The organism is Haemophilus haemolyticus (assembly GCF_003352385.1).
In the GTDB taxonomy this organism is placed as follows: Bacteria; Pseudomonadota; Gammaproteobacteria; order Enterobacterales; family Pasteurellaceae; genus Haemophilus; species Haemophilus haemolyticus_I.
On sequence record NZ_CP031243.1, the window covers coordinates 14,760 to 34,875 of the forward strand.

At 36.4% G+C, this 20,116-nt stretch carries 21 protein-coding genes, 1 tRNA gene and 1 pseudogene; 1 reads left to right on the forward strand and 22 read right to left on the reverse strand.

The window, feature by feature from the left end:
* Positions 1-5 precede the first annotated feature (5 nt).
* The 8 genes from DV428_RS00080 to DV428_RS00115 form a co-directional block, all read right to left on the reverse strand.
* Positions 6-1,052 carry an AI-2E family transporter gene (locus DV428_RS00080; protein ID WP_114908255.1) on the reverse strand — a complete coding sequence of 349 codons (1,047 nt, stop codon included), beginning with the start codon at positions 1,050-1,052 and terminating at the stop codon, positions 6-8.
* Positions 1,052-1,390 carry a nitrogen regulatory protein P-II gene (gene glnB / locus DV428_RS00085; RefSeq protein ID WP_005635169.1) on the reverse strand — a complete coding sequence of 113 codons (339 nt, stop codon included), beginning with the start codon at positions 1,388-1,390 and terminating at the stop codon, positions 1,052-1,054. Before glnB ends, DV428_RS00080 begins: the two co-directional genes overlap by 1 nt.
* Position 1,391: 1 nt before the next feature.
* Entirely contained in the window at positions 1,392-1,985 is a 594-nt protein-coding gene (gene mog, locus DV428_RS00090) for a molybdopterin adenylyltransferase (RefSeq protein WP_114908256.1), read from the reverse strand.
* An 82-nt stretch (positions 1,986-2,067) separates the two neighbouring features.
* Positions 2,068-2,424, reverse strand: coding sequence for a diacylglycerol kinase (locus DV428_RS00095; RefSeq protein WP_005627042.1), 357 nt, complete (start codon positions 2,422-2,424; stop codon positions 2,068-2,070).
* A gap of 14 nt (positions 2,425-2,438) precedes the next feature.
* Entirely contained in the window at positions 2,439-4,670 is a 2,232-nt protein-coding gene (relA, locus tag DV428_RS00100) for a GTP diphosphokinase (RefSeq protein ID WP_114908257.1), read from the reverse strand.
* Between the two features lie 144 nt (positions 4,671-4,814).
* Positions 4,815-5,132: an Arm DNA-binding domain-containing protein gene (locus DV428_RS00105; RefSeq protein ID WP_204637044.1), complete on the reverse strand. Its 318-nt coding sequence runs from the start codon at positions 5,130-5,132 to the stop codon at positions 4,815-4,817.
* A 512-nt stretch (positions 5,133-5,644) separates the two neighbouring features.
* Entirely contained in the window at positions 5,645-6,103 is a 459-nt protein-coding gene (locus tag DV428_RS00110) for a hypothetical protein (RefSeq protein WP_114908258.1), read from the reverse strand.
* A gap of 3 nt (positions 6,104-6,106) precedes the next feature.
* Positions 6,107-7,393 carry an AAA family ATPase gene (locus tag DV428_RS00115; RefSeq protein WP_162790750.1) on the reverse strand — a complete coding sequence of 429 codons (1,287 nt, stop codon included), beginning with the start codon at positions 7,391-7,393 and terminating at the stop codon, positions 6,107-6,109.
* Between the two features lie 905 nt (positions 7,394-8,298).
* On the opposite strand from DV428_RS00115, the gene DV428_RS00125 reads away from it, so the two are divergent.
* A complete protein-coding gene (locus tag DV428_RS00125) occupies positions 8,299-9,312 on the forward strand; it encodes a protein NO VEIN domain-containing protein (protein ID WP_114908260.1) in 1,014 nt (337 codons plus the stop codon).
* Positions 9,313-9,723: 411 nt separating this feature from the next.
* On the opposite strand, the gene DV428_RS00130 is transcribed toward DV428_RS00125, so the two are convergent.
* From DV428_RS00130 to DV428_RS00190, 14 genes and pseudogenes are all read right to left on the reverse strand, one after another.
* Positions 9,724-10,134: a MarR family transcriptional regulator gene (locus DV428_RS00130; RefSeq protein WP_114908261.1), complete on the reverse strand. Its 411-nt coding sequence runs from the start codon at positions 10,132-10,134 to the stop codon at positions 9,724-9,726.
* Between the two features lie 67 nt (positions 10,135-10,201).
* Positions 10,202-10,525, reverse strand: a complete 324-nt coding sequence (locus DV428_RS00135; protein ID WP_114908262.1) for a hypothetical protein — start codon at positions 10,523-10,525, stop codon at positions 10,202-10,204.
* 14 nt (positions 10,526-10,539) lie between these two features.
* A pseudogene (locus tag DV428_RS00140) lies at positions 10,540-10,872 on the reverse strand (terminase small subunit); the annotation flags it as partial.
* 91 nt (positions 10,873-10,963) lie between these two features.
* On the reverse strand, positions 10,964-11,131 hold the full coding sequence (locus tag DV428_RS09595; RefSeq protein WP_162790751.1) for a hypothetical protein: 168 nt from the start codon (positions 11,129-11,131) through the stop codon (positions 10,964-10,966).
* Positions 11,132-11,233: 102 nt separating this feature from the next.
* Positions 11,234-11,428: a helix-turn-helix transcriptional regulator gene (locus DV428_RS00145; RefSeq protein WP_114908263.1), complete on the reverse strand. Its 195-nt coding sequence runs from the start codon at positions 11,426-11,428 to the stop codon at positions 11,234-11,236.
* A gap of 148 nt (positions 11,429-11,576) precedes the next feature.
* Positions 11,577-12,497 (reverse strand): hypothetical protein, encoded by a 921-nt coding sequence (locus tag DV428_RS00150; protein ID WP_114908264.1) that lies wholly within the window; start codon positions 12,495-12,497, stop codon positions 11,577-11,579.
* 83 nt (positions 12,498-12,580) lie between these two features.
* Positions 12,581-13,807, reverse strand: coding sequence for an integrase arm-type DNA-binding domain-containing protein (locus DV428_RS00155; protein WP_114908265.1), 1,227 nt, complete (start codon positions 13,805-13,807; stop codon positions 12,581-12,583).
* A gap of 307 nt (positions 13,808-14,114) precedes the next feature.
* A tRNA-Ile gene (locus tag DV428_RS00160) sits at positions 14,115-14,191 on the reverse strand.
* A 149-nt stretch (positions 14,192-14,340) separates the two neighbouring features.
* The gene (locus tag DV428_RS00165) at positions 14,341-15,078 is read right to left on the reverse strand and encodes a glycosyltransferase family 25 protein (protein ID WP_162790752.1); all 738 of its coding nucleotides are present in this window, start codon (positions 15,076-15,078) and stop codon (positions 14,341-14,343) included.
* A 61-nt stretch (positions 15,079-15,139) separates the two neighbouring features.
* On the reverse strand, positions 15,140-17,206 hold the full coding sequence (gene glyS / locus DV428_RS00170) for a glycine--tRNA ligase subunit beta (RefSeq protein ID WP_114908267.1): 2,067 nt from the start codon (positions 17,204-17,206) through the stop codon (positions 15,140-15,142).
* Positions 17,207-17,252: 46 nt separating this feature from the next.
* Positions 17,253-17,723 carry an OsmC family protein gene (locus tag DV428_RS00175; protein WP_005628144.1) on the reverse strand — a complete coding sequence of 157 codons (471 nt, stop codon included), beginning with the start codon at positions 17,721-17,723 and terminating at the stop codon, positions 17,253-17,255.
* Positions 17,724-18,020: 297 nt separating this feature from the next.
* Entirely contained in the window at positions 18,021-18,386 is a 366-nt protein-coding gene (locus tag DV428_RS00180) for an endonuclease domain-containing protein (RefSeq protein ID WP_114908268.1), read from the reverse strand.
* A 5-nt stretch (positions 18,387-18,391) separates the two neighbouring features.
* Positions 18,392-19,657, reverse strand: a complete 1,266-nt coding sequence (locus DV428_RS00185; RefSeq protein ID WP_114908269.1) for a histidine-type phosphatase — start codon at positions 19,655-19,657, stop codon at positions 18,392-18,394.
* Positions 19,658-19,674: 17 nt separating this feature from the next.
* A complete protein-coding gene (locus DV428_RS00190; protein WP_114908270.1) occupies positions 19,675-20,112 on the reverse strand; it encodes a hypothetical protein in 438 nt (145 codons plus the stop codon).
* Between the last annotated feature and the right edge of the window lie 4 nt (positions 20,113-20,116).

Consider the following 20,116-nt stretch of genomic DNA (forward strand, 5'->3'; position numbering starts at 1 on the left):
AAAATCTATTTGAAATCCTCGACATCCCCCAATAGACAAGCATATTTTGCCGTATTGGGACTGGACTCCAAGGCAATTTTTAATGCCATCGTCAGAGGAACAGACAGTAGCATTCCCACTGTTCCAAGTAACCATCCCCAAAACAATAATGAAAGGAACACCACTAACGTTGAAAGCCCTAATCGTTGGCCCATCATTTTAGGCTCAATAATGTTACCGACAACCATATTGATCGCAATAACACCGATTGCCACACCAAAGCCAATTCCAAAACCGTTCAGTAATAAGGCTTGAACAATAATCGGAATAGCCGCGATGATTGAACCAATATTCGGAATATAATTCAGCAAGAAACTCAAGGTTGCCCACAAAATGGCATATTGAACCCCACAAGCCTCTAACAAAATAAAAATACCAACGCCAGTAAGCAAACTCGTGATACTTTTAATGCCAAGATAACCAATTACGCCTTGTAAAACGCGGTCAATATGGCGTTCTTCTTTGGCGGCATCATGAGGGGTGGAACTAATCACCATAGCAAATTTATGTTTCATCGTTGGTGCTTCAGCAAGCATAAAAATCACGACCAACACCAAAACAAACACATTACTCACCACACCAGAGAAATTCAACAATACTCGGCTCACAAAATTCATAATGATGCTTGGGTCAAAATTTTCTTGGATGGTTTCACGCGAAAGCGTGAAAGGCAGATTGAAACCTTGCAACAATCCAGTTAAATCACTCACGCGTTGTGAAAGCAAAACTTTATATTGTGGAATTGATTGGGTAAATTCTCTTGCCGTGCTGTTAATCAGCCCGACTAAGAAGAAAAACACCAAAGAAATCAAGACGAAAAGCAAAGTAATGGCTAACCAATGAGGAATTCGGCGTTGCGTCATCGCCTTAATCATCGGTGAACAAATTATCGCGATAAATAGCGATAGCAAGAATGGCACCACAATTTCTGCCGCCAATGCTACGCCAGCTAAGATAATAATCACCGAAGCAATGCTAAGCAAAGTGCGGTGTAAATTTAAATTATTTTTCACTAAATCGCCTCCTCGTTTTCTTCGCCTGTGCGAATGCGGATCGCTCGCTCAACGTTATAAACAAAAATTTTGCCGTCACCAATTTTGCCTGTTTGTGCCGTTTCAATAATAGCTTCAATACATTGATCCACAAGCTCATCAGGAACCACTACTTCCAATTTCACTTTCGGCAAAAAATCCACCATATATTCCGCACCACGATAAAGTTCTGTATGACCTTTTTGACGACCAAATCCGCGTACTTCCGTGATTGTCATACCTGAAATACCAATATCTGAAAGGCTTTCTCGCACATCATCTAATTTAAAGGGTTTAATCATTGCTTCGATTTTTTTCATACTATTTCTCCAGATTTTCGCGTCTTGCAGATTTAGGACGGAAACTTTCAATGATTTCAGGCTTGGTATCAATATATAAGCCGTTAATCAGTTGCAAACAATAAGGCACCGCGCTGAAAATGCCTTTTACAAGCACATTTCCCTCTTTATCCTTCACACCTTCCAAGGTTTCTTTAATCGCTTTAGGCTGTCCCGGAAGATTTAAAATCAGGCTTTCCTTACGAATCACACCCACTTGGCGGGATAAAATTGCGGTAGGCACAAAATGCAAACTAACTTGGCGCATTTGTTCCCCAAAACCCGGCATTTCTCGATCCGCTACCGCAAGGGTGGCATCTGGCGTTACATCGCGTTTTACAGGCCCTGTTCCACCAGTTGTCAGCACTAAATGGCAACCTTGTTCATCCACCAGCTCTTTTAATGTTTGTTCAATAACTGGCTGCTCATCGGGGATTAATCTTGTTTCCAAATGGAAAGGATCGACAAGCGCTTGTTCTAACCAAGCTTGTAATTCTGGGATACCTTGATCTTGATATACACCTGCTGATGCGCGATCTGAAACAGACACCAGACCAATTTTTAAAAGTGCGGTCATATTTTTCCTTATTTTTATAAATAATCTTGACGTGATTGGATAAATCAAAAATGCGGTAAAAATTTACCGCACTTTTGAAGGACTAGAAGAATAAGATTCCGCCCCAAACGATACCGACAATACAAAGGGCAATAAATACCGATGCAGAACCTTGATCTTTCGCACGCCCTGAAAGTTCGTGGCGTTCTGTACCAATGCGATCAACTACAGCTTCCACCGCACTGTTTAAAAGTTCTAACGCCATCACAAGCAAAACAGAAGAAATCATCAAGATAATTTCAATTTTTGTTTCGCCCAAAAAGAACGCAAGAGGAATTAAAATGCAGGCTAAAAAACATTCGTGGCGAAAAGCCGTTTCATTTTTAAACGCACTTTTTAAGCCTTGTAATGAATATTTAGTGGAATTGATTAAATGGGTTAGCCCCGTTGTTTTATACATAAATTTTCCTATTTTTATAAACGCTTCGCCTCGATAACATCATCTAATTTTGCTAATCGAGCCAATATTTTACTTAAACTTTCAACATTATGGAGTTCAATTTCCATATCAATGGTAGCAAGCTGTTTTTTGGTATCAGCACGGCTTGACACCCCTAACACGCTAATTTTTTCATTTGCCAGAACCGTCGTAATATCACGTAATAAGCCATTGCGATCCCCTGCCACAATACGGATATTAATATGGAAACCACTTGCGTAATTTTCGCCCCAAATAGATTCCACAACTCGCTCTGGATGAGCTGTTTGTAAATCCAAGAACTGTTCACAATCCGCTCTGTGAATAGAAATACCACGCCCCATTGTGATATAACCAACAATCGCATCGCCCGGTATCGGCTGGCAGCAACGTGCAATATGGTGCATAAGATTGCCTACACCCTCCACAATTACATAGCCATTGTTCTTTTCAGATTTCTGCTGGGAATTTACCGCACTTTTGTTAGCAACATGACGTAAAATTTCTTGATCAGCCTCTTCAGCGGTCACTTTAATCAATTTACTTTGTAAGAAATTGATTAAGTTATTTAAACGAATATCGCCACTGCCAATGCCCGCATAAAGATCGTCCAAATTTTTCAAGTTATAGCGTGGTAACGCATAAGGCTCTATTTGCTTAATGCTTAAATTTAAACGCGCTAATTCATTATCGAGTAATTCTTTACCTGCTGGAATATTTTTATCGCGATCTTGTTTTTTAAACCACGCTTGGATTTTGGCGCGAGATTTTGCGGTGTGAGTAAATCCTAAATTTGGATTTAGCCAGTCACGGCTCGGATTCGGATTTTTCTGGGTAATAATATCGATTTGATCACCCATTTGTAGCTGATAGGTAAATGGCACAATACGTCCTGCCACTTTTGCCCCGATGCAACGATGACCAATTTCACTATGGATTGCATAAGCAAAATCTAATGGTGTAGATCCCGTTGGCAAATCCACCACTTCGCCTTTTGGCGTAAACACATATACACGGTCATCAAACACTTGACTGCGCAACTCTGCCATCACTTCGCCTGAATCCGTAATATCATCTTGCCAAGCTAGTAATTTGCGCAACCATGCAATTTTTTCTTCGTAGGCAGACATACTGCCTGTATTGCCTTCTTTATATTTCCAGTGGGCCGCCACACCTAACTCTGCATCATCATGCATTTGTTGGGTTCGAATTTGCACTTCAATTGGCTTTCCACCTTTACCTAAAACAACAGTATGAATAGATTGATAACCGTTCGGTTTCGGATTCGCGACATAATCGTCAAATTCTTTGGGTAAATGTTTAAATTGAGTATGAACAATCCCAAGTGCGGTATAACAATCTTGCAATTTTTGCACGATAATTCTGACCGCTCTTACATCATATAAACCGCTAAACTCAAGATGCTTTTTCTGCATTTTGCGCCAAATGCTATAAATATGTTTCGGACGACCATAGACTTCCACCTGCTCAATATTTTCGCGTAAATAACCGCTCAACTCACTGACGAAATCAGCAATGTAATGTTCACGATCAAGACGACGTTCCTGCAATAATTTAGCAATAGCGCGATATTGTTCAGGATGGAGATAACGGAAGCAGTAATCTTCTAACTCCCATTTCAACTGACCAATCCCAAGACGATTGGCAAGAGGGGCATAAATATAAGAACATTCTTTGGCGGCAAGGACTTTGTCCTCCTCTGCGCAACGATGCTCTGCATCACGCAAGAAAGTAATGCGTTCGGCAAGTTTAATGATTACGCAGCGGAAATCGTCCACCATCGCCAACAACATACGGCGAACATTATCCACTTGCAGTGCGTTAGCGGAATGACTGGCATTGAGTTGACGGATGTTATCCATCTCCAACACGCCTTTAAGCAATTTAGTGATTTTCGCACCAAATTTTTCTTTTAGGCTTTCCCAGTCTGTTAATTTATTTGCAACAACAGGAAACAACATTGCAGTAAGCAATGTTTCCGCATCCATATTAAGTTCATGCAAAATTTCTACCATTTCCACGCCGGACTGGAGCATTAAGGTAGCATTCTTCATTTCATCGGGATGGGTGCTCATTAAGTCACGTGCGTAATACCACGCATCGATCAAACTTTTTTCTGTTTGTCCTGCCAGTTTTAAGCCAGCGCACCATTGTTCAATCACAAAATCCTGCGGATTTAACAAATGAGAACCACGAACAGCAACCATAACACCCCCTTGTTGGTGAAGTGAAAAGCGACATCCTATCGCTCCGTTTTGAGTAGCTATTCTATCAGAATATCCTCGTTATTTTGTATTAAATTGCTGAATTAATAGAAGAGTAAACCTATCCCATTAAAAATTACAGTTTTTCTATGTTGATAATCTAAACAAATGGGTGGGCGGAGATGATAACAATGCGATTGATTCTATACCTTGTGCCAATAGTCCGCACCATATACGAGCCTTATCCCTAGCGAAAGCAAGTGGAATTGATGGATAGTTTCCAAAAGATTTTTTAATGCGTTTTTTGGTTGTTGGGTGAGTGTAAATGAATCGCCATATTTTGGCCCCAGTTGGTTTAACCAATAAATACAGATTATCCCTATCAGAAAATAGTTGCTCTTTATCGGTTGGTTTAATTCCATGAATATAAGAATCAGTGAATTTTTTTGAAAAGTCTCTAGCCATTGTTCAAACCCTAATAAATAAAAATTTACCGTTCTTCTGTTCCCTCGTTTTTGTTCCTTCATAAAGAGGGAACATTTAAGGGAACAATAAAAACGAACAATGACAAACAATGACAAACAATAAAAGACGAAAACAACAATGAAGTTAATGATAAGATGCTGTTTTTATGATGTTTTTTGACAGAAAAGACGTTATTTGACAGGCCAAATGGTCCCCTTGCCGGACCTGAACTAATAATATAACCAATTGATTTTATTAAATGACTTATTTTTTATTTTACTTTTATATAACTAAACGTATAACTAAAAAACAAAATCATCAAGCCATCAAGGAGAAAACAAGATTAAATATACCAGTATTGTATAGACACATTAATCAATAAAAAGGATTATTTCTATACTATAAAGAACATTCTTTTGCAGCAGATAGAAAAAAATACTTGAAACGTAACTTTCAGATTAGCTTTTTATAGTTAAGTTTTGTACTAATTGATACTTTGTCATTTAGTTATATTATTTTTTTTCCGATTTATAAAATTTATGCTCTTTATCCAAATAAACAATATAAAAAACTTCACCACGTAAAAAACCAACTATCCTAGGTTTCTGTCCTCCAACATTTCTTAAAACTCCCCATTTATCGCTATCTTCCATACAACCTTTCAATGACGGAGGTATGCTAAATTCATTAACAGATTTTGGGGGAAAATCATGATAGAGTTTTATTTTCTCATCACTAGACTGTAACTGTGTTATATCGTTAGATGTCACATGTTGTAATGTTTTTAACATATCCAATAATCTACCTTCATCATCCCAATTTTCTAAACTCTGCGCAGGATAATCATCAATATTTTGGAAATATAAAAAACTAACACTAATATATTTAGGAGACTTATTAATTAATGATTTAGGTATTCTATTTTCTATCCCTCGACCAGAGGATTTTAACTGACCCTTTCTCTTGGACATAAATTACTCTACCATTAATTTGTCAACGTCATTAATTGAATCAAATAAAGGAATTGCATCAAATTCTCCTTGTAAATAATCCTGGCTATAAGACTCTTTAATGATATTTTTGTATTCAGCTAATGAATACAACTGACTATCTTGCCCTATCAGGTCTTTATGAACAAACCAAATTTGATCTCGTCGAAATATACCTGTATCCATTAAATTAGTATCTTGTACATTTACTACTAGTTGTGCATTCTTACAATTTTTATGAAATATTTTAAAAATATGTTTTGAAAGCAATGTATGAAACTTAGAATCAAACTCATCAATAAACAATACATTCCCATGTTTTATAGAATCATACAACGGCCCAAGTAAGTGAAGTATTTTACGAGTACCTGATGATTCCAAAGATATAGGCATTTCTATAGATTTTTTGGAGTTACTAAGGTATTTTTTTATACCAACTCCCATACGACTTAATTGTATTGTTTTTTTAAATTCAATACCATCAGAATCAGTAAGGCTAATTTCTGGAGAAATTTCTTCTCTCTCCTTAATAACAATCCCTGAAATATTGAAGTCTTTTAATATTTTTAAAGCCCAAGTGTAAAACTCTTTATTCTCTTTAAGCAAATTAAATGTATATCCTTTAAAACTTTCATCATCAAGACCTGAAAGTATACGAATTTTGGAGAAAAACTTAATAACATTTGAACTGTGCTTCCCTTCAAAAACAGCCAAAACTGAAATAAAAGGTACTTTGGGTGCTGTTTTTTCCAATCTCCCTTTTCTATCATAATCTTTGTATAGTTTGACAAAGAGACTCGCCTCTTTAAAGCCACTCATGTTATATTCCACAGACTGCCCCTCACGAAAGAAAAGCATAGTTTCGCGATGTCTTGAGTAATACAGCCACTCCTCAAGTATTTCCCCATTATAGATAGATATTCCGTAACGATATTTTATATTGTTTTCAATAAATATAACTTCAAACTCAGATGGCTCTTTTTTATTATTCTCATCTAGCAAAAAAGGCGTGACATCATTTAAGAGATTCTTATCCAAAGAGCTATATGACGACATAACTATTTTCTTAAATAGTCCGACAGCCTTCATTAAGTTAGTTTTACCGCTAGCATTAGCACCATAGATAAGTACTGATTTGAGTAGTTTGTCATCCTGAGAAGTAATTACATTTCCAGATAAAATGTCATCTTTTTTGAGAGGAGATATTTCTAAAGATAAATTTTGTGCGTCTTTAAAAGAAAACACATTCTTAAATGAGAAACTAACTAACATAAAAAACACCTTAAACTTAAAAAACCCAAGAATTATACCATTTTTCTCTATAAGAAGAAGCTTTTTTAGAGGATTAAGTCTCATTTATTTAGAACAATGGTCAATTTTATAAATGTGACAAACTATAATTATCTCAAGAACCGTAATAAAGTCAGTATCGATGACTTTATGAGGGATAACCATTCACATCCGTACCTCAACTTGGTTTTAATAAGATACTTAATTTTTAGCTATTTTAAGTTAATCAAGCATTTCTCCCTTTCCATTTCTCTGTCTATACGAAATAACTTTCTCCACTCGCTTAAATAACGCTTTTCAAGGCGATTGCCCTTAATAATTCCTAATCTACAATCAAATCTTTTTAGTATGTATGGGATAGTTGCCATTACAATCATCTCATCACTTTTCTATTCTTCTTCAAGCCATAACTTGAATTGCTCTTTAAGTGATAAAGCATTATTTGCTTTGTTTACTCTTTTCATAGTAAGCCTCCTGTTGGTGGATAACATAGAGAACTTTAACAATCGATATTTTTCTGTCCAGAAAAGGCTATTAATTCCTCGATCTAGATCGCAAAAATAAAATATTTTTGGACAAAAATGTTAATTTTGCGGTTATGAAAATTGAGTTAAGTGGGCGGTCTTGATAAATAATTACTCTAGCGATTTATACCCCCTATCCTTGCTCTATAAAACGCCTAGAAAACTGTAATAGTGATAAGAAAGAGTTTGATGGCTGGTATTCAAAGCTTTTTCTCCTAACTTTTACCCTCCCCTTTACTCAATTTTTAATAACGTAATTAAAAACGGAGAAAACCTTATATTCTTAATATTGACAATTTAATAAAAAAACTATACTAAGATAGTCATAAGAATACTTTACATCAAAAAATATGGAGTAAAAAAATGGATAATATATTTGATCTTTTAACTAAATCTAAAGATACCGAAAAGGCATTTATCTTAGATTATGGGAAAAAGCAAGATGGAGAATATAAATATGAAAAAAATTTCACACATTATAAATGGAATAAAAAACGGTTTAATCAGCTATATGTAGGAGCATTTGTTCTTGGAAGAGTACCTAGTGGACAGAGCGAAGACAATAAATTTAGAATTGATACCGGAGGGATTATTACTCATATTTCGGAACCAGATAAGGAAGGATTCCTAGTTGCCACTATAGGAAATACTTTTAAAATTGACCCTCCAATCAAACAAGGTGATGATTTTATCGAAAATTTTGAATGGCAAAATAAAAGTAAAAAACAAAATAATTGGATGCATTTTTGGAGTCAGTATGGAATGAACATCATTTCATTCTTAGATTTCAGTAGACTGATAAAGCATTCAAACTGTATTCCTTTTAAGGATGATATGGTGTGGGAAGAATATATTAATCCTAGTGTTCTAAAAAAAATAGAAGATGAGTCTGGAGCTAATTTTCATGTGATATCAGAAGAAACAGAAATATCACAAAAAAAGAAAGAAACAAAATACTCAGGACGCGCACAAAAGTGTGATTTTGAAAAGATACAAAAAATAAAAAAAGAGATTGGTGATCTTGGGGAAAGGATTGTTTTTAATCTTCTAACTCAAGAAGCCAATAAAAAAGGTTGGAAAAAACCAGAACATTCTTCTAAGGATGAAGGTGATGGATTAGGTTTTGACATTCGTTACTGGAAGGATGATAAGGAAGTACATGTTGAAGTTAAAACAACACTAAGTAACTCCCCAGATCACTTCGAAATGACGCTTAATGAAATACGTGCCTCACACTATTATAATGAATATGAAGTCTATAGAGTGTATGACTTGGACGTAGACAAACAAGAATATAAGCTGAAGATATATAAGGGACCTATAGATGAGAACAAATTTGAACTAGAACCTAAAACATACATTGTATATCAAAAATAGATATAATCTGTTTTCGTTACTTTCGCAATTGGTTTCGAAATTTCGCAATTTGTTTCGCAAATTTATCCCTATCAATTTATTTATTATACATTTATTTAAATTTGGTTTGCTCAGAATTATTCCAAGCTGAACGCAACATAAATTTAAATTTCCTCAAGTATGATTTGGGAACTAAGTTGGTATGATTTTGTAACGTCATCGTTTAAATATTGAGCTAAAAATACCATTTTTTCTTTTTGGTGTTATGAAATCATACTTATTTTAGGGGTGTACTTGGTATGATTTCGTAACGTGTTTATATATCTGCCATATACTATGAAAAAACATTGTTGTTTGTTGGTGGAAAAATCATTTTTAAAGTATCAAATATAGGGTAAAAAAGACTAATAAAAAATTTTGGTCGAAAACAAGCTACTTCGCTAAACAATTACGCCATTTATGAGAGGCTGTTTTTGTTGGTCGTAAGTCATGAATATTTACGCCATTTCTAATAACCTCATCTACTGGCTCAATCGTTACCGCATAATAAGACAATCTACCCTTTCCACCTTGTCGGCTTTTCTCTATCCAGCCTTTTTCTTCAAGCTGTTTTAATGTTTTGCTTAATAGCTGTCGGCTAATATACAGCTCTTTATCCGCCCTGTTATACGGTAATGCTAAATAGCCATTATTTGAGCCGTTATACTCTCCGTAAAGATGTAGAAAAACTTTTGTTTCATTTCCACTTAAACTACGAAAATGAGGACTTCTTAAAACATCCTTGCCAAGCCCTACAAAAGGGCTTGTATCTCTTCTCGCTTTATTTCTTGCGTGGTTTACCATATAATTAACCCGTCAATTTTAATTTAATCTTGCCTATGCCCCGTGATGAAAGCATAGGCATTTTTTTCTAGTTAAATCGTTGTAAAATGTTTTGCGTTGCCAATTCATTGAAAGCTACTTCTCCCCTTAATTGAGCTTTCATATTGGCGAACTTAATCAAACGCTCTGCGGTTAATCGGTCAGGAATGCTATAACGGTAGTATTTGTTGTTACCGTCTGCTGTTTTCTCCCATTCCCGATGAAGTTTAATGTCGAGCTTATTCTCAAGTGAAGAGATATAGTTTCTTCCGCTAGTGAAGTTAAGTTGAAATACGCCCTCTCGTTCTGAAAAGCTACCACCATTTCTAAACGTGAAATTAATTAGTCTTTCTTCGTTCGTTAATTTAATCATTGTTTTATCCTCTATTAATTGAACTTGATTTCATCTGGCTCATCTGAAAAATGAACGTTAATCACTCTTGGGAGCTTGCTTAAATCTTCTTGAGAAGTAACTGCCTGTCTATCAAAGCCTAAGATTTTGGCTTGCCCCATTACTGATGATACTGCTACGCTAAAATTGCCTTTCTTCATTGACTCTTGGTAAATATCCTCCAGTTTGTCTAAAATATCGCTAATTCTTATGTCATGAGCCTTGCGGTGCTTGGCTTGTAACATATCTATTCTTGCCCTAATCTTGCTGTCCTCCATTAAATCAAACGCTCTACGGTTTATTGTTTCGGGTTTCATTCCGTCTGTGTCATAGGCTCTGCGATAAGCCTCTGAGGCCTTACCAGTTTCAACATGGTATAAACAGAAATTTTCTTATTTTATTGTTAATTCACTCATTTCTTTACTCTCCTAAGTTCACCAGCCCTATAATTTGCTGTTTTAATTCTTCAATATCCATTAATACTAAAGTTGCTTTCTCACTAATAAATCCTAATGCCTCCTCTAATTGGTAATGTGTTGCCTGTTTATCTAATATTTCATCAGCTATCTGATAAATACTTTCAATCATCGTCAAAATACCGCCTAGCGTTGCTGTATTTCGATTTTCTGTATTAACTTGAATTTGTATTGCTCATCATTAAAACCCTCCTGTGATCGTTATATTGAATATTTAGCCATTGATGTACTCTTGAATGTCAGCTAAACGCCAACGTGTAGAACGACCGCATTTTTTAGGTCGTGGGAAAATTCTGTCTTTAACGTGTTTATAGATAGTGGTGGTGGAAAAACCTGTGATATTTTTCACATCATCAAGGTTAAGAAGTTGTCTTGTTGAGATTTGTTGAGTAGTGTTTAATGTTTCCATTTTTGCGTTCTCCTGTGTTGAGTTTTGTTTTTGAACGCTATCTATTGTGTTGAAACATTAAAAATATGTCATCGCAACGAAAAAATACATCTGATTTTAAAGGTTTTTTTATGAAAATTAAAAACGCCCTAAAATGGGCGTTAGTAGATTATTGTTTTAGTCTTTTATTGGCATTGGAAAAATATTCTTCGATCGTTCGTTGTTTTAAGCCTTTTGTTGAAATATTTTCATTTTGGCGGTGCTCTAAAATCTTATCTATGATTTCACCTTGTGTCCATTTCTTGGCTCTACTACCTACTGTCTGTAAAACTTCGCCTAATAGATACATAGCATTATCAAGATCTAATTTGCTACTGGATTCTACATCACTATCTAAGCTAGCTAAAAATTCGTTTAAATGGTCTGTTTGAATCACAAAAAATGAACCATCAATTTCCCCTATTCCTGCGCAAGGATAATGAAATGTTTTTGTGGAAATTGGGCGATTCTTTATTTTCTCAAAAATATCTGCTTTTTCTTTGTCTGAGAGCTCTTCAGGTATAGACTCTATAAAATCTCTTTTTATTTCTTTTTGTAATTCTTTATACCCGTCTGGATATAGAGTACTTTGACGTTCTATTACAACACCATCTTTATTTTTTACATAAAAGCCTGATAAATTGAATACATCTACCTGAGGCAAATTGCTTTCTTTTCTTAGCTCCCATTCTAAATCTATTTTTTCATTTCCAATTAGTTTTAATTCCCATACTCCAGCCTTAAACTCTATAATATCAGGAGTAACTTTTATAAACTCGTTATCGTTACACTTTTCGTATTCGTATAATTTAAAAGGGTTTCCATCTAAGCCATTAATTATTTTAAATTTGTTTCCTTTATCAAGATCTGTAGTTATATCACATATTTTCCCATACCAATTATGAGGAAAGTTTACAGACATCCTGAGTTGTTTATCTACTGCTAGTTGTAATATATCGGCATTAGTAACTTCTTCGCCTACTTCAATACTTAATCGACGAGCAGCCTCATCAATAGTTAACCATTTTTTTAATTTATAAAATTTTTTCATCTGTTTAATCTCAGTTTAATCTAAAGTTTTCTGAAGTAGTAAAAACCTACCACACTTTACTTAATATAAAGTTTTGCTGAATTTTAAATGTCCGCCACCATTGAGCAACTTTCTACATAATCGCCCCATTGTTGCATCACTGGCACTCGTTGTTCTAAATAATCAGAACGGTTATAAGCTTTGCGTGTTTGGTCTGCGATAATATGTGATAAGCAAGCCTCTACCACATCATAATTTACTAACTGCTCATTAAGATAAGTACTCGCTATTGCTCTTAATCCATGAGCGGTAAGTTTCCCAGTATATTTCCCACCAGCAAGTAACTTTATAGCTCTATTTGCTGTTTGTGGATTAATTGCTTGATTAGCTTTTATTTCGCTTTGAAATACATATCGCTCACCTCCTGTGATGCTTTTCATTTTATCTAATAAGCGCATTGCTTGCGTTGATAAAGGAACAATATGACCACGTCTCCCACCTTTCATCTTATCTGCTGGAATGGACCACTGTTTTTTATCAAAATCAATTTCAGACCATTCAGCACTGACTGATTCTTTAGGGCGCACCATTGTTAAAAGTTGCCATTTAATTAATAACTTCACTACTAAAGCACTATTACTTTCTCGTAGGTCTGTAAGAAATTCGGTTAGCTCTTCAGGTCTAATAGTCGGGTTATTCTCTATGGTAGGTGTACTAAAACTAGCTGATACGTTTACGCACTTATTAAACTCGATTAATCCACTATTTACAGCGAAATTTAAAATCTCATTAGTTAATCTGATTGTACGTTGTAATGTATCTCCTACTCCACGCTCTTTTAACGGCTGAAGAGTTTCAATCAATAGCTTAGGTGTGATAGCTGATATAGGCATTTCGCCCAATTTAGGGAATAAATGATTTTCAAGGCGAGCCCAATTCTTCTCCATTGTCTTAGGTAAAACTTCAGGGGCTTTCTTTTCTCGCCATTTACTCGCTACATTACGAAAAGTATTTGTTAAACGCTCTTGCTCATCTTCGCTCTGTTGCTTGCGATGTTGTTGAGGATCGATATCTTGAGCAAGTAAGGTTAAATATTCATCTCTCGTCTTACGTGCTTGTGATAAAGAAATATTTGGATATTTACCAACACTTAGTAACACTCTCTTTCTAGGATTACTAAAAGGCTGATAATAATTAAATCGCCATAAACGTGAACCACTAGGCTTAATCAATAAATAAAGCCCTTGACCATCTGACAGGGTGTATTCTTTTTCTTTGGGCTTTGCTCGTTCTATTTCTGTATTAGTGAGCGGTTTAGTTATACGTGCCATGTTTTCTTGCTCAATTTAGCCTATTTATTGCTCGTCACTCGTTCAAAGTCCGCTAATTTAAGACATCTAGTTATACATAAAGAATTTTATTCGAGCCTTTTGTAGATTGATTTTAGCGTATTTTAGTTATACTGATTTTGAGCTATATCGTTACGTATAACTAAGCATATAACTAAAAAATGTGGTTGTAAACGTAAAAATTGATAAGAAAACGTAAGAAGAAAAAATATAAAAACTCAATAAATCTAGCATTTATCGGAATTTATGAAAGAAAACGAAAGAAGAAAAAAGATGAGAAAATTTGAAATGGTCCCCCCTGCCGGACTTGAACCAGCGACCAAGCGATTATGAGTCGCCTGCTCTAACCGACTGAGCTAAGGGGGGGAAAAAGTGCGGTGATTATAGAGAAATAATCACTTGAAGTCTATAAAAGAAGAGATGATTGATGAAAAATCAACCATCCATTTTTATCACTATTAAAAGAAGTGCTCTAAATGTCACTCAATATTTAATTATGGAAAGTATTCAAATTATTACGTATTACACCTTGCTCTTTGACGATCAGACTCTAGATCAGAAGGTGCATCAAAGCCTCCAACGATATAACCTAAATGAGGCTTAACGCCTCTTACTCTTTCTTTATCGCAAAAATCAGTAAACCAATCAGCTAACCAATACGGCTTTTCTTTTTTTAATTTTTCCGTTAATTCAATGGCAAGTGATTTTCGAATTAAATATAAACTCGAACCAGAGTTATCGTATTCATAATACATAGGACAGAAATTTTCATCTAAATTAAACCAATCAAAGGCTAAACTTTGTAAAATAATTAAATCTACATTTTCTTGGTTCAAGAAATATCCGTTTTCAAAAGTATCAATCACGTCTTGAAGTGACGATTGTAAGTCATTTTTTAAGAGCACATCATCTTCGGCAATAATAGCAAAATCTCGATCTAGTAAGGTATCGTCATTTGCAATTGCTTTCCAGCACGCAATATGGGAAAGGGTACAAGCAATTTCACCTGAAGTTACCTTCCGTTCCATTAAACTTTCACACAGTGAAGTATTAAAAAAAGTTTCTAAATCAAATAGCTCAATCAACTTCTTATCAACAGCAGGCATACGCGTAAATAAATTTGCTGAAGTTTGAGAAAAAAACTTTTTTAATCGATCAGGAGATCGATTTAAATTAATAACATATCCTTTTATTTGTTTGTTTGTTTGTTTGTTTGTTTGTTTGTTTGTTTGTTTGTTTGTTTGTTTGTGCAAGCATAATTTCCTTTTTTGATTAGAATCGAAATTTAAAAGCCCATTTCTGGGCATTAAATCATTATTGAAGTGCTGAAATATCCGCCACTTGTAAGAACAAGCCTTGCAGCGTGTTTAAAATCGCTAAGCGGTTTTGGCGTAGTGCTGGATCTTCAGCATTTACCATTACGTTATCAAAGAAACTGTCTACCGGTGCACGTAAGTTCGCTAATTTATCTAATACTGCTGTGTAATCGCCTTGTGCGATAAGCGGCTGTACTTCAGTGCGTAATGCAAGTACTGCTTCAGCAAGGGCTTTTTCTGCTGGCTCTACGCAAGCGGTCAAATTGATCTCGCCAATTGCAGCATCCGCTTTGGCTAAGATGTTACTTACACGTTTATTTGCTGCTGCTAACGCTTCCGCTGAATCTAAAGTACGGAAGTGTGAAACCGCACGCACGCGCGCATCAAAATCAGCAGGACGGGTTGGACGACGCGCCAATACCGCTTGAATCACATCCACCGCAATGCCTTCATCTTGATACCACGCACGGAAACGACCAAGCATGAAGTCCACCACATCGGCAACCACGTTTTGATTCGTGAGTTTATCACCGAAAAGTGCGGCTGATTTTTTCACTAAATCTTCTAAATCTAGTGGTAAATTTTTCTCTACGATAATACGCAGTGCACCTAATGCCGCACGACGTAATGCGAACGGGTCTGCACTGCCTTTGGGTGCTTGGCCGATACCGAAGATACCCGTTAAGGTGTCAAATTTATCCGCTAAAGCGACCGCACTTGCCACCAAAGATTTAGGTAATTCATCACCCGCAAAGCGTGGCATATATTGTTCGTTTAACGCCACTGCCACTTCTTCATCTTCACCATCATGACGAGCATAGTGCATACCCATTACACCTTGCGTATCGGTGAATTCAAATACCATATTCGTCATCAAGTCACATTTTGACAGTAAACCCGCACGTTTTGCTTTCGCTTCATCTGCACCGATTTGTTTTGCAATTTCGCCTGCAAGTTGTTCGATACGGTCAGTTTTGTCTTTCAATGTGCCCAGTTGTTGTTGGAACAACACGGTTTCTAAGCGTGGTAAACGATCAACCAGTTTTTGTTTTAAGTCGGTTTTGAAGAAGAATTCCGCATCGGTTAAACGTGGGCGAACCACTTTTTCATTCCCTTCTATAATCGTTGTTGGATCTTCTGGGTTGATGTTCGAGACAAAAATAAAGTGCGGTAATAAATTGCCGTCTTTATCATAAATCGGGAAATATTTTTGGTCGCCTTTCATGGTGTAAACCAAAGCTTCCGCAGGCACAGCTAAGAAACGCTCTTCAAATTTTGCCGCTAATACGTTTGGATATTCCACCAAGGAAGTCACTTCTTCAAGTAAGCTTTCTTCAATATCAGCCACACCGCCAAGTGCGGTCGCTTTTGCTTGAGATTTGGCAAGAATTTCTGCTTTACGCTCGTTGAAATCAGCTACGACAGAACCTTTTTCACGCAATAATTGCGGATATTGGTCTGCGTGTTGAATTTCAAATTCTTTCTCGCCTAAGAAACGGTGACCGCGAATAGTACGCGCACTTGCTACACCTAAAATTTCGCCTTCGATTAACTCATCACCTAACAACATAGTCACAGTATGAACCGGACGGATGAACTGCACGGTTTTGTCTGCCCAACGCATTGGTTTTGGAATTGGCAATTTCGCCAATGCATTTGCCACAATATCGTTCAGCAAGTTTTTGGTCGGCTGACCTTCAATTTTCGCACGATGAACGAGCCATTCACCTTTATCAGTCGCAATGCGTTCAGCTTGCTCAACGGTAATACCACAACCACGCGCCCAGCCTTCAGCCGCTTTTGTTGGTTTACCTTCTGCATCAAAGGCTGCAGATACTGCTGGCCCGCGTTTTTCGATCTCTTTGCTCGGTTGCTGTGTTGCTAAGTTTAATACTTTTACCGCCAAACGACGCGGCGCCGCAAACCATTCGATTTTGTCGAAGGCTAAGCCCGCTTGGTTCAATTCCGCCTCAACGTTATCCGCAAAAGAGGTTGCTAATGTTTTAAGAGCTTTTGGTGGCAGCTCTTCTGTGCCGATTTCTACTAGGAAGTTTTGGGTTGTCATTTTGTTTTCTCTGGTAAGGTGCGCCTTGGCACCATTTTATTTTAATTTAATCTTTTTCAATAATAGCTTCACATTTCACCGGAAAATTAAGTGAATTTGCAATAAAACACGCGTGATGCGCATTTTCATGTAATGCCAATGCCTTAACGGCATCCGACTCGCTTGAAATTCTCACACGAGGTTTTAATGTTGCCGAAATAAATCGGCCAGCATGCTCAGAACTACCTTCATCCATAATCGCTATTGCTTCATCACGGTATTCTTGCACAATAATGTTATTAACTGCACAAAAATGTAAATACCATAATTTATGACAGGCAGAAATAGATGCCAGTAGCATATCTTCAGGATTCCAACGAGTTTTATCGCCACGAAAAGCAGGATCAGCAGAACCTAAAATATTAGGTTTATTCAATGCCGAAGCAATAAAATCCCGTTCGTATGCGATATAAGATGAAGTACCAGCTCCTAAATTTCCAACCCACTCTACCGTAGTTTGATAAGTATGTTGCTTCATTATATTTTCCGTTATCTCTTATAGCGCATGTAAATTAAGAAATTCATGTCCTATTTGATTATTTTCTTCGTTATCATTTCTGCCAAATCTCCCCTACCCCTCTTTACTAAAGAGGGGATTGGATCTTTGGAGAGTTAAATATTTATGTTCTACTTTAACGTTTTTGAAAGCAGATAATTTAATCTCTATTAAAATTAAAATGCAAATGAGTCAGTTACTATCAATTAACTCAAGAATTCCCCCCTCTTTAGCAAAGAGGGGGAGGGGAGATTTGGCAGAGCTACTTAACGCTCATACTCAATCAGCCCTTACATTCTCTAAAAACAAATAAATCTGCTCTACTACCGCTTCAATTTCACGCATGACTTCATCATTACTAAACCGCATCACCGTAAAACCAAGTGAATTTAATTCTGCATCTCGCAATGCGTCTTTTTCCTGATAATCAGGCTCATTGTGCTGACTACCATCTAATTCAATAATCAGCTTTGCTTTTGCACAATAAAAATCAACAATATAACTTAAAAGTGGCTTTTGTCGATTAAATCGGAGCCCTAATAATTGATCTCGATTGATGCGTTGCCATAGTTTTCTTTCCGCATCTGTTTGATCCACTCGCAATTTCTGCGAATTCTCTTTTAGGTATTTTTCATAAAGTTGCATGAACGCTACTTCTTGCCGTTTTCAATACCCTCACTCAATACCTGTTGAAAACGCTCGTAATCACAAAAGCCATTTTCATCTTTTTCACAACCTTTGAGGGTTAATGCGGTTTGGTTTGGTGGTGTTGCTAAACTTAATGGCGTGATGTTAATCAGTTGTTCAGTGGTTTGATACACATAATCCAACTTAAATTTGAGCTTACCACTCGGTTTGTGCTTCCACACTTCAAATAGTAACTTGCCTCCGATTGGGATATTTTCCAATGAATCATTCAATTCGTAAGGCTCAACACCTAGTGCTGCAAGCAGAGCGACGATATTAGAATCGTGTCCAACCAATAAGTTAATTTTGTTTTCACTATTTAGCTGTTGCTGAATAAATGCCAATAACGGGTATGATGCATTTTGTGCCAATGCTTCGTTATTTTTAAATAACGTGCGGTAATATTCGTTTTTAATTTCGTTAATTGCACGCCATTTTTCTTGGCTATCCACGCGGCCGTTTGCGATTTCTGAATCAGGCTTACCCACATAATGCGCGAGCAATAATGCACTGACAATTTTCTTTCCAGTGCTGATCGAACCCGTAATTTTGACCGACTTGCCGTCTTTAATACTGTATTCACCGACTTTTCCACCTAAATCACATTCGCCTTTTTGCAAGCAGTTTGGTGAGTTTTTATAATCGATGATTTCACTTAATAACTCATAATTTGGTGCAAGTTTCTGCTGTAAAGCGGTTAAATCAACGTTATTTTTTGCAGATTCAATCAAGGCTTGACTTGGATTATGCGCCTGCGTGTTAAAAATTGGATCTTTTTCTGAACCAATTTTACCATAATGTTGTAGTTGAACATTACAGCCTGCAAATGCACCTGAAACAATCGCCTGACCTGTAGCAATAGTCCGTTGCACTCCATTCGCATAAGCGAAAATACCTTCGCCCGATGCACAACGTTCGGTCGTTAATAATCCTTTATCTGCAAGCCATTGACCTAAATACTGTCCGAAATAGGTTTCTAGCACCGTCCCTTTTGCCGTGAGATAGCCTGATGGCACATTCCATTTTGCCCATTCATAAGGGGAATATTTCGCCATTTCTTGCGGATCTTTTTCCACTGGTGAACGCAATCCATGTCGGCTAAAAATCAATACTTTCTCTAATTCATAATCAGAACTTGAGGAATTTGAGCCATTTTCTGTTGCCAACACGCTACTTGCTAAAGCTGAGCCAAGCAAAAGTGCGGTGAATTTTAGGGTTATTTTTTTCATATTCGAGACTTAATCATTTAATGTTGAATTGAGCTATAAAAATTCAATGCATATTTGGTGCCGTAAACTAACACCATAAATACCGCAACAATATTGACTACCGCAAAAAAGATTAACTGTTTACTGTTGCTTTCCAGCCAGAGCATTTTAAATAATGCGAGCGTACCAATATTTTCATCAAGTTCGCTCTCTCCACTCAGTGTTCTTAAGGTTTTCAGCATCTTACGTACAAAAAAGACGGTATTAATTGCCATTACACTAAGTGCAATAAATCCGGAAGCGAGGCATAAAAATAGCACAAGCAGATTACCCCACTCCCAATGCCGCCAATCCAGCTCAGAAAACATAAATAATGCCAGTGATAAAAATAACACTGCTGGCGTTAAGTTACGTAAAAACATTAAATAATCATCGCTAATTTTAAATAAAAATTGCCAAAACCCGACTTTCTTCATTACT

What these genes read in the sequence shown, in the direction of transcription:
- glnB (WP_005635169.1), bottom strand. Translation starts at nt 1,390, where the DNA reads ATGAAAAAAATCGAAGCAATGATTAAACCCTTTAAATTAGATGATGTG.
- mog (WP_114908256.1), bottom strand. Translation starts at nt 1,985, where the DNA reads ATGACCGCACTTTTAAAAATTGGTCTGGTGTCTGTTTCAGATCGCGCA.
- DV428_RS00095 (WP_005627042.1), bottom strand. Translation starts at nt 2,424, where the DNA reads ATGTATAAAACAACGGGGCTAACCCATTTAATCAATTCCACTAAATAT.
- relA (WP_114908257.1), bottom strand. Translation starts at nt 4,670, where the DNA reads ATGGTTGCTGTTCGTGGTTCTCATTTGTTAAATCCGCAGGATTTTGTG.
- DV428_RS00105 (WP_204637044.1), bottom strand. Translation starts at nt 5,132, where the DNA reads ATGGCTAGAGACTTTTCAAAAAAATTCACTGATTCTTATATTCATGGA.
- DV428_RS00110 (WP_114908258.1), bottom strand. Translation starts at nt 6,103, where the DNA reads ATGTCCAAGAGAAAGGGTCAGTTAAAATCCTCTGGTCGAGGGATAGAA.
- DV428_RS00115 (WP_162790750.1), bottom strand. Translation starts at nt 7,393, where the DNA reads ATGTTAGTTAGTTTCTCATTTAAGAATGTGTTTTCTTTTAAAGACGCA.
- DV428_RS00125 (WP_114908260.1), top strand. Translation starts at nt 8,299, where the DNA reads ATGGATAATATATTTGATCTTTTAACTAAATCTAAAGATACCGAAAAG.
- DV428_RS00130 (WP_114908261.1), bottom strand. Translation starts at nt 10,134, where the DNA reads ATGGTAAACCACGCAAGAAATAAAGCGAGAAGAGATACAAGCCCTTTT.
- DV428_RS00135 (WP_114908262.1), bottom strand. Translation starts at nt 10,525, where the DNA reads ATGATTAAATTAACGAACGAAGAAAGACTAATTAATTTCACGTTTAGA.
- DV428_RS09595 (WP_162790751.1), bottom strand. Translation starts at nt 11,131, where the DNA reads ATGATTGAAAGTATTTATCAGATAGCTGATGAAATATTAGATAAACAG.
- DV428_RS00145 (WP_114908263.1), bottom strand. Translation starts at nt 11,428, where the DNA reads ATGGAAACATTAAACACTACTCAACAAATCTCAACAAGACAACTTCTT.
- DV428_RS00150 (WP_114908264.1), bottom strand. Translation starts at nt 12,497, where the DNA reads ATGAAAAAATTTTATAAATTAAAAAAATGGTTAACTATTGATGAGGCT.
- DV428_RS00155 (WP_114908265.1), bottom strand. Translation starts at nt 13,807, where the DNA reads ATGGCACGTATAACTAAACCGCTCACTAATACAGAAATAGAACGAGCA.
- glyS (WP_114908267.1), bottom strand. Translation starts at nt 17,206, where the DNA reads ATGACAACCCAAAACTTCCTAGTAGAAATCGGCACAGAAGAGCTGCCA.
- DV428_RS00175 (WP_005628144.1), bottom strand. Translation starts at nt 17,723, where the DNA reads ATGAAGCAACATACTTATCAAACTACGGTAGAGTGGGTTGGAAATTTA.
- DV428_RS00180 (WP_114908268.1), bottom strand. Translation starts at nt 18,386, where the DNA reads ATGCAACTTTATGAAAAATACCTAAAAGAGAATTCGCAGAAATTGCGA.
- DV428_RS00185 (WP_114908269.1), bottom strand. Translation starts at nt 19,657, where the DNA reads ATGAAAAAAATAACCCTAAAATTCACCGCACTTTTGCTTGGCTCAGCT.
- DV428_RS00190 (WP_114908270.1), bottom strand. Translation starts at nt 20,112, where the DNA reads ATGAAGAAAGTCGGGTTTTGGCAATTTTTATTTAAAATTAGCGATGAT.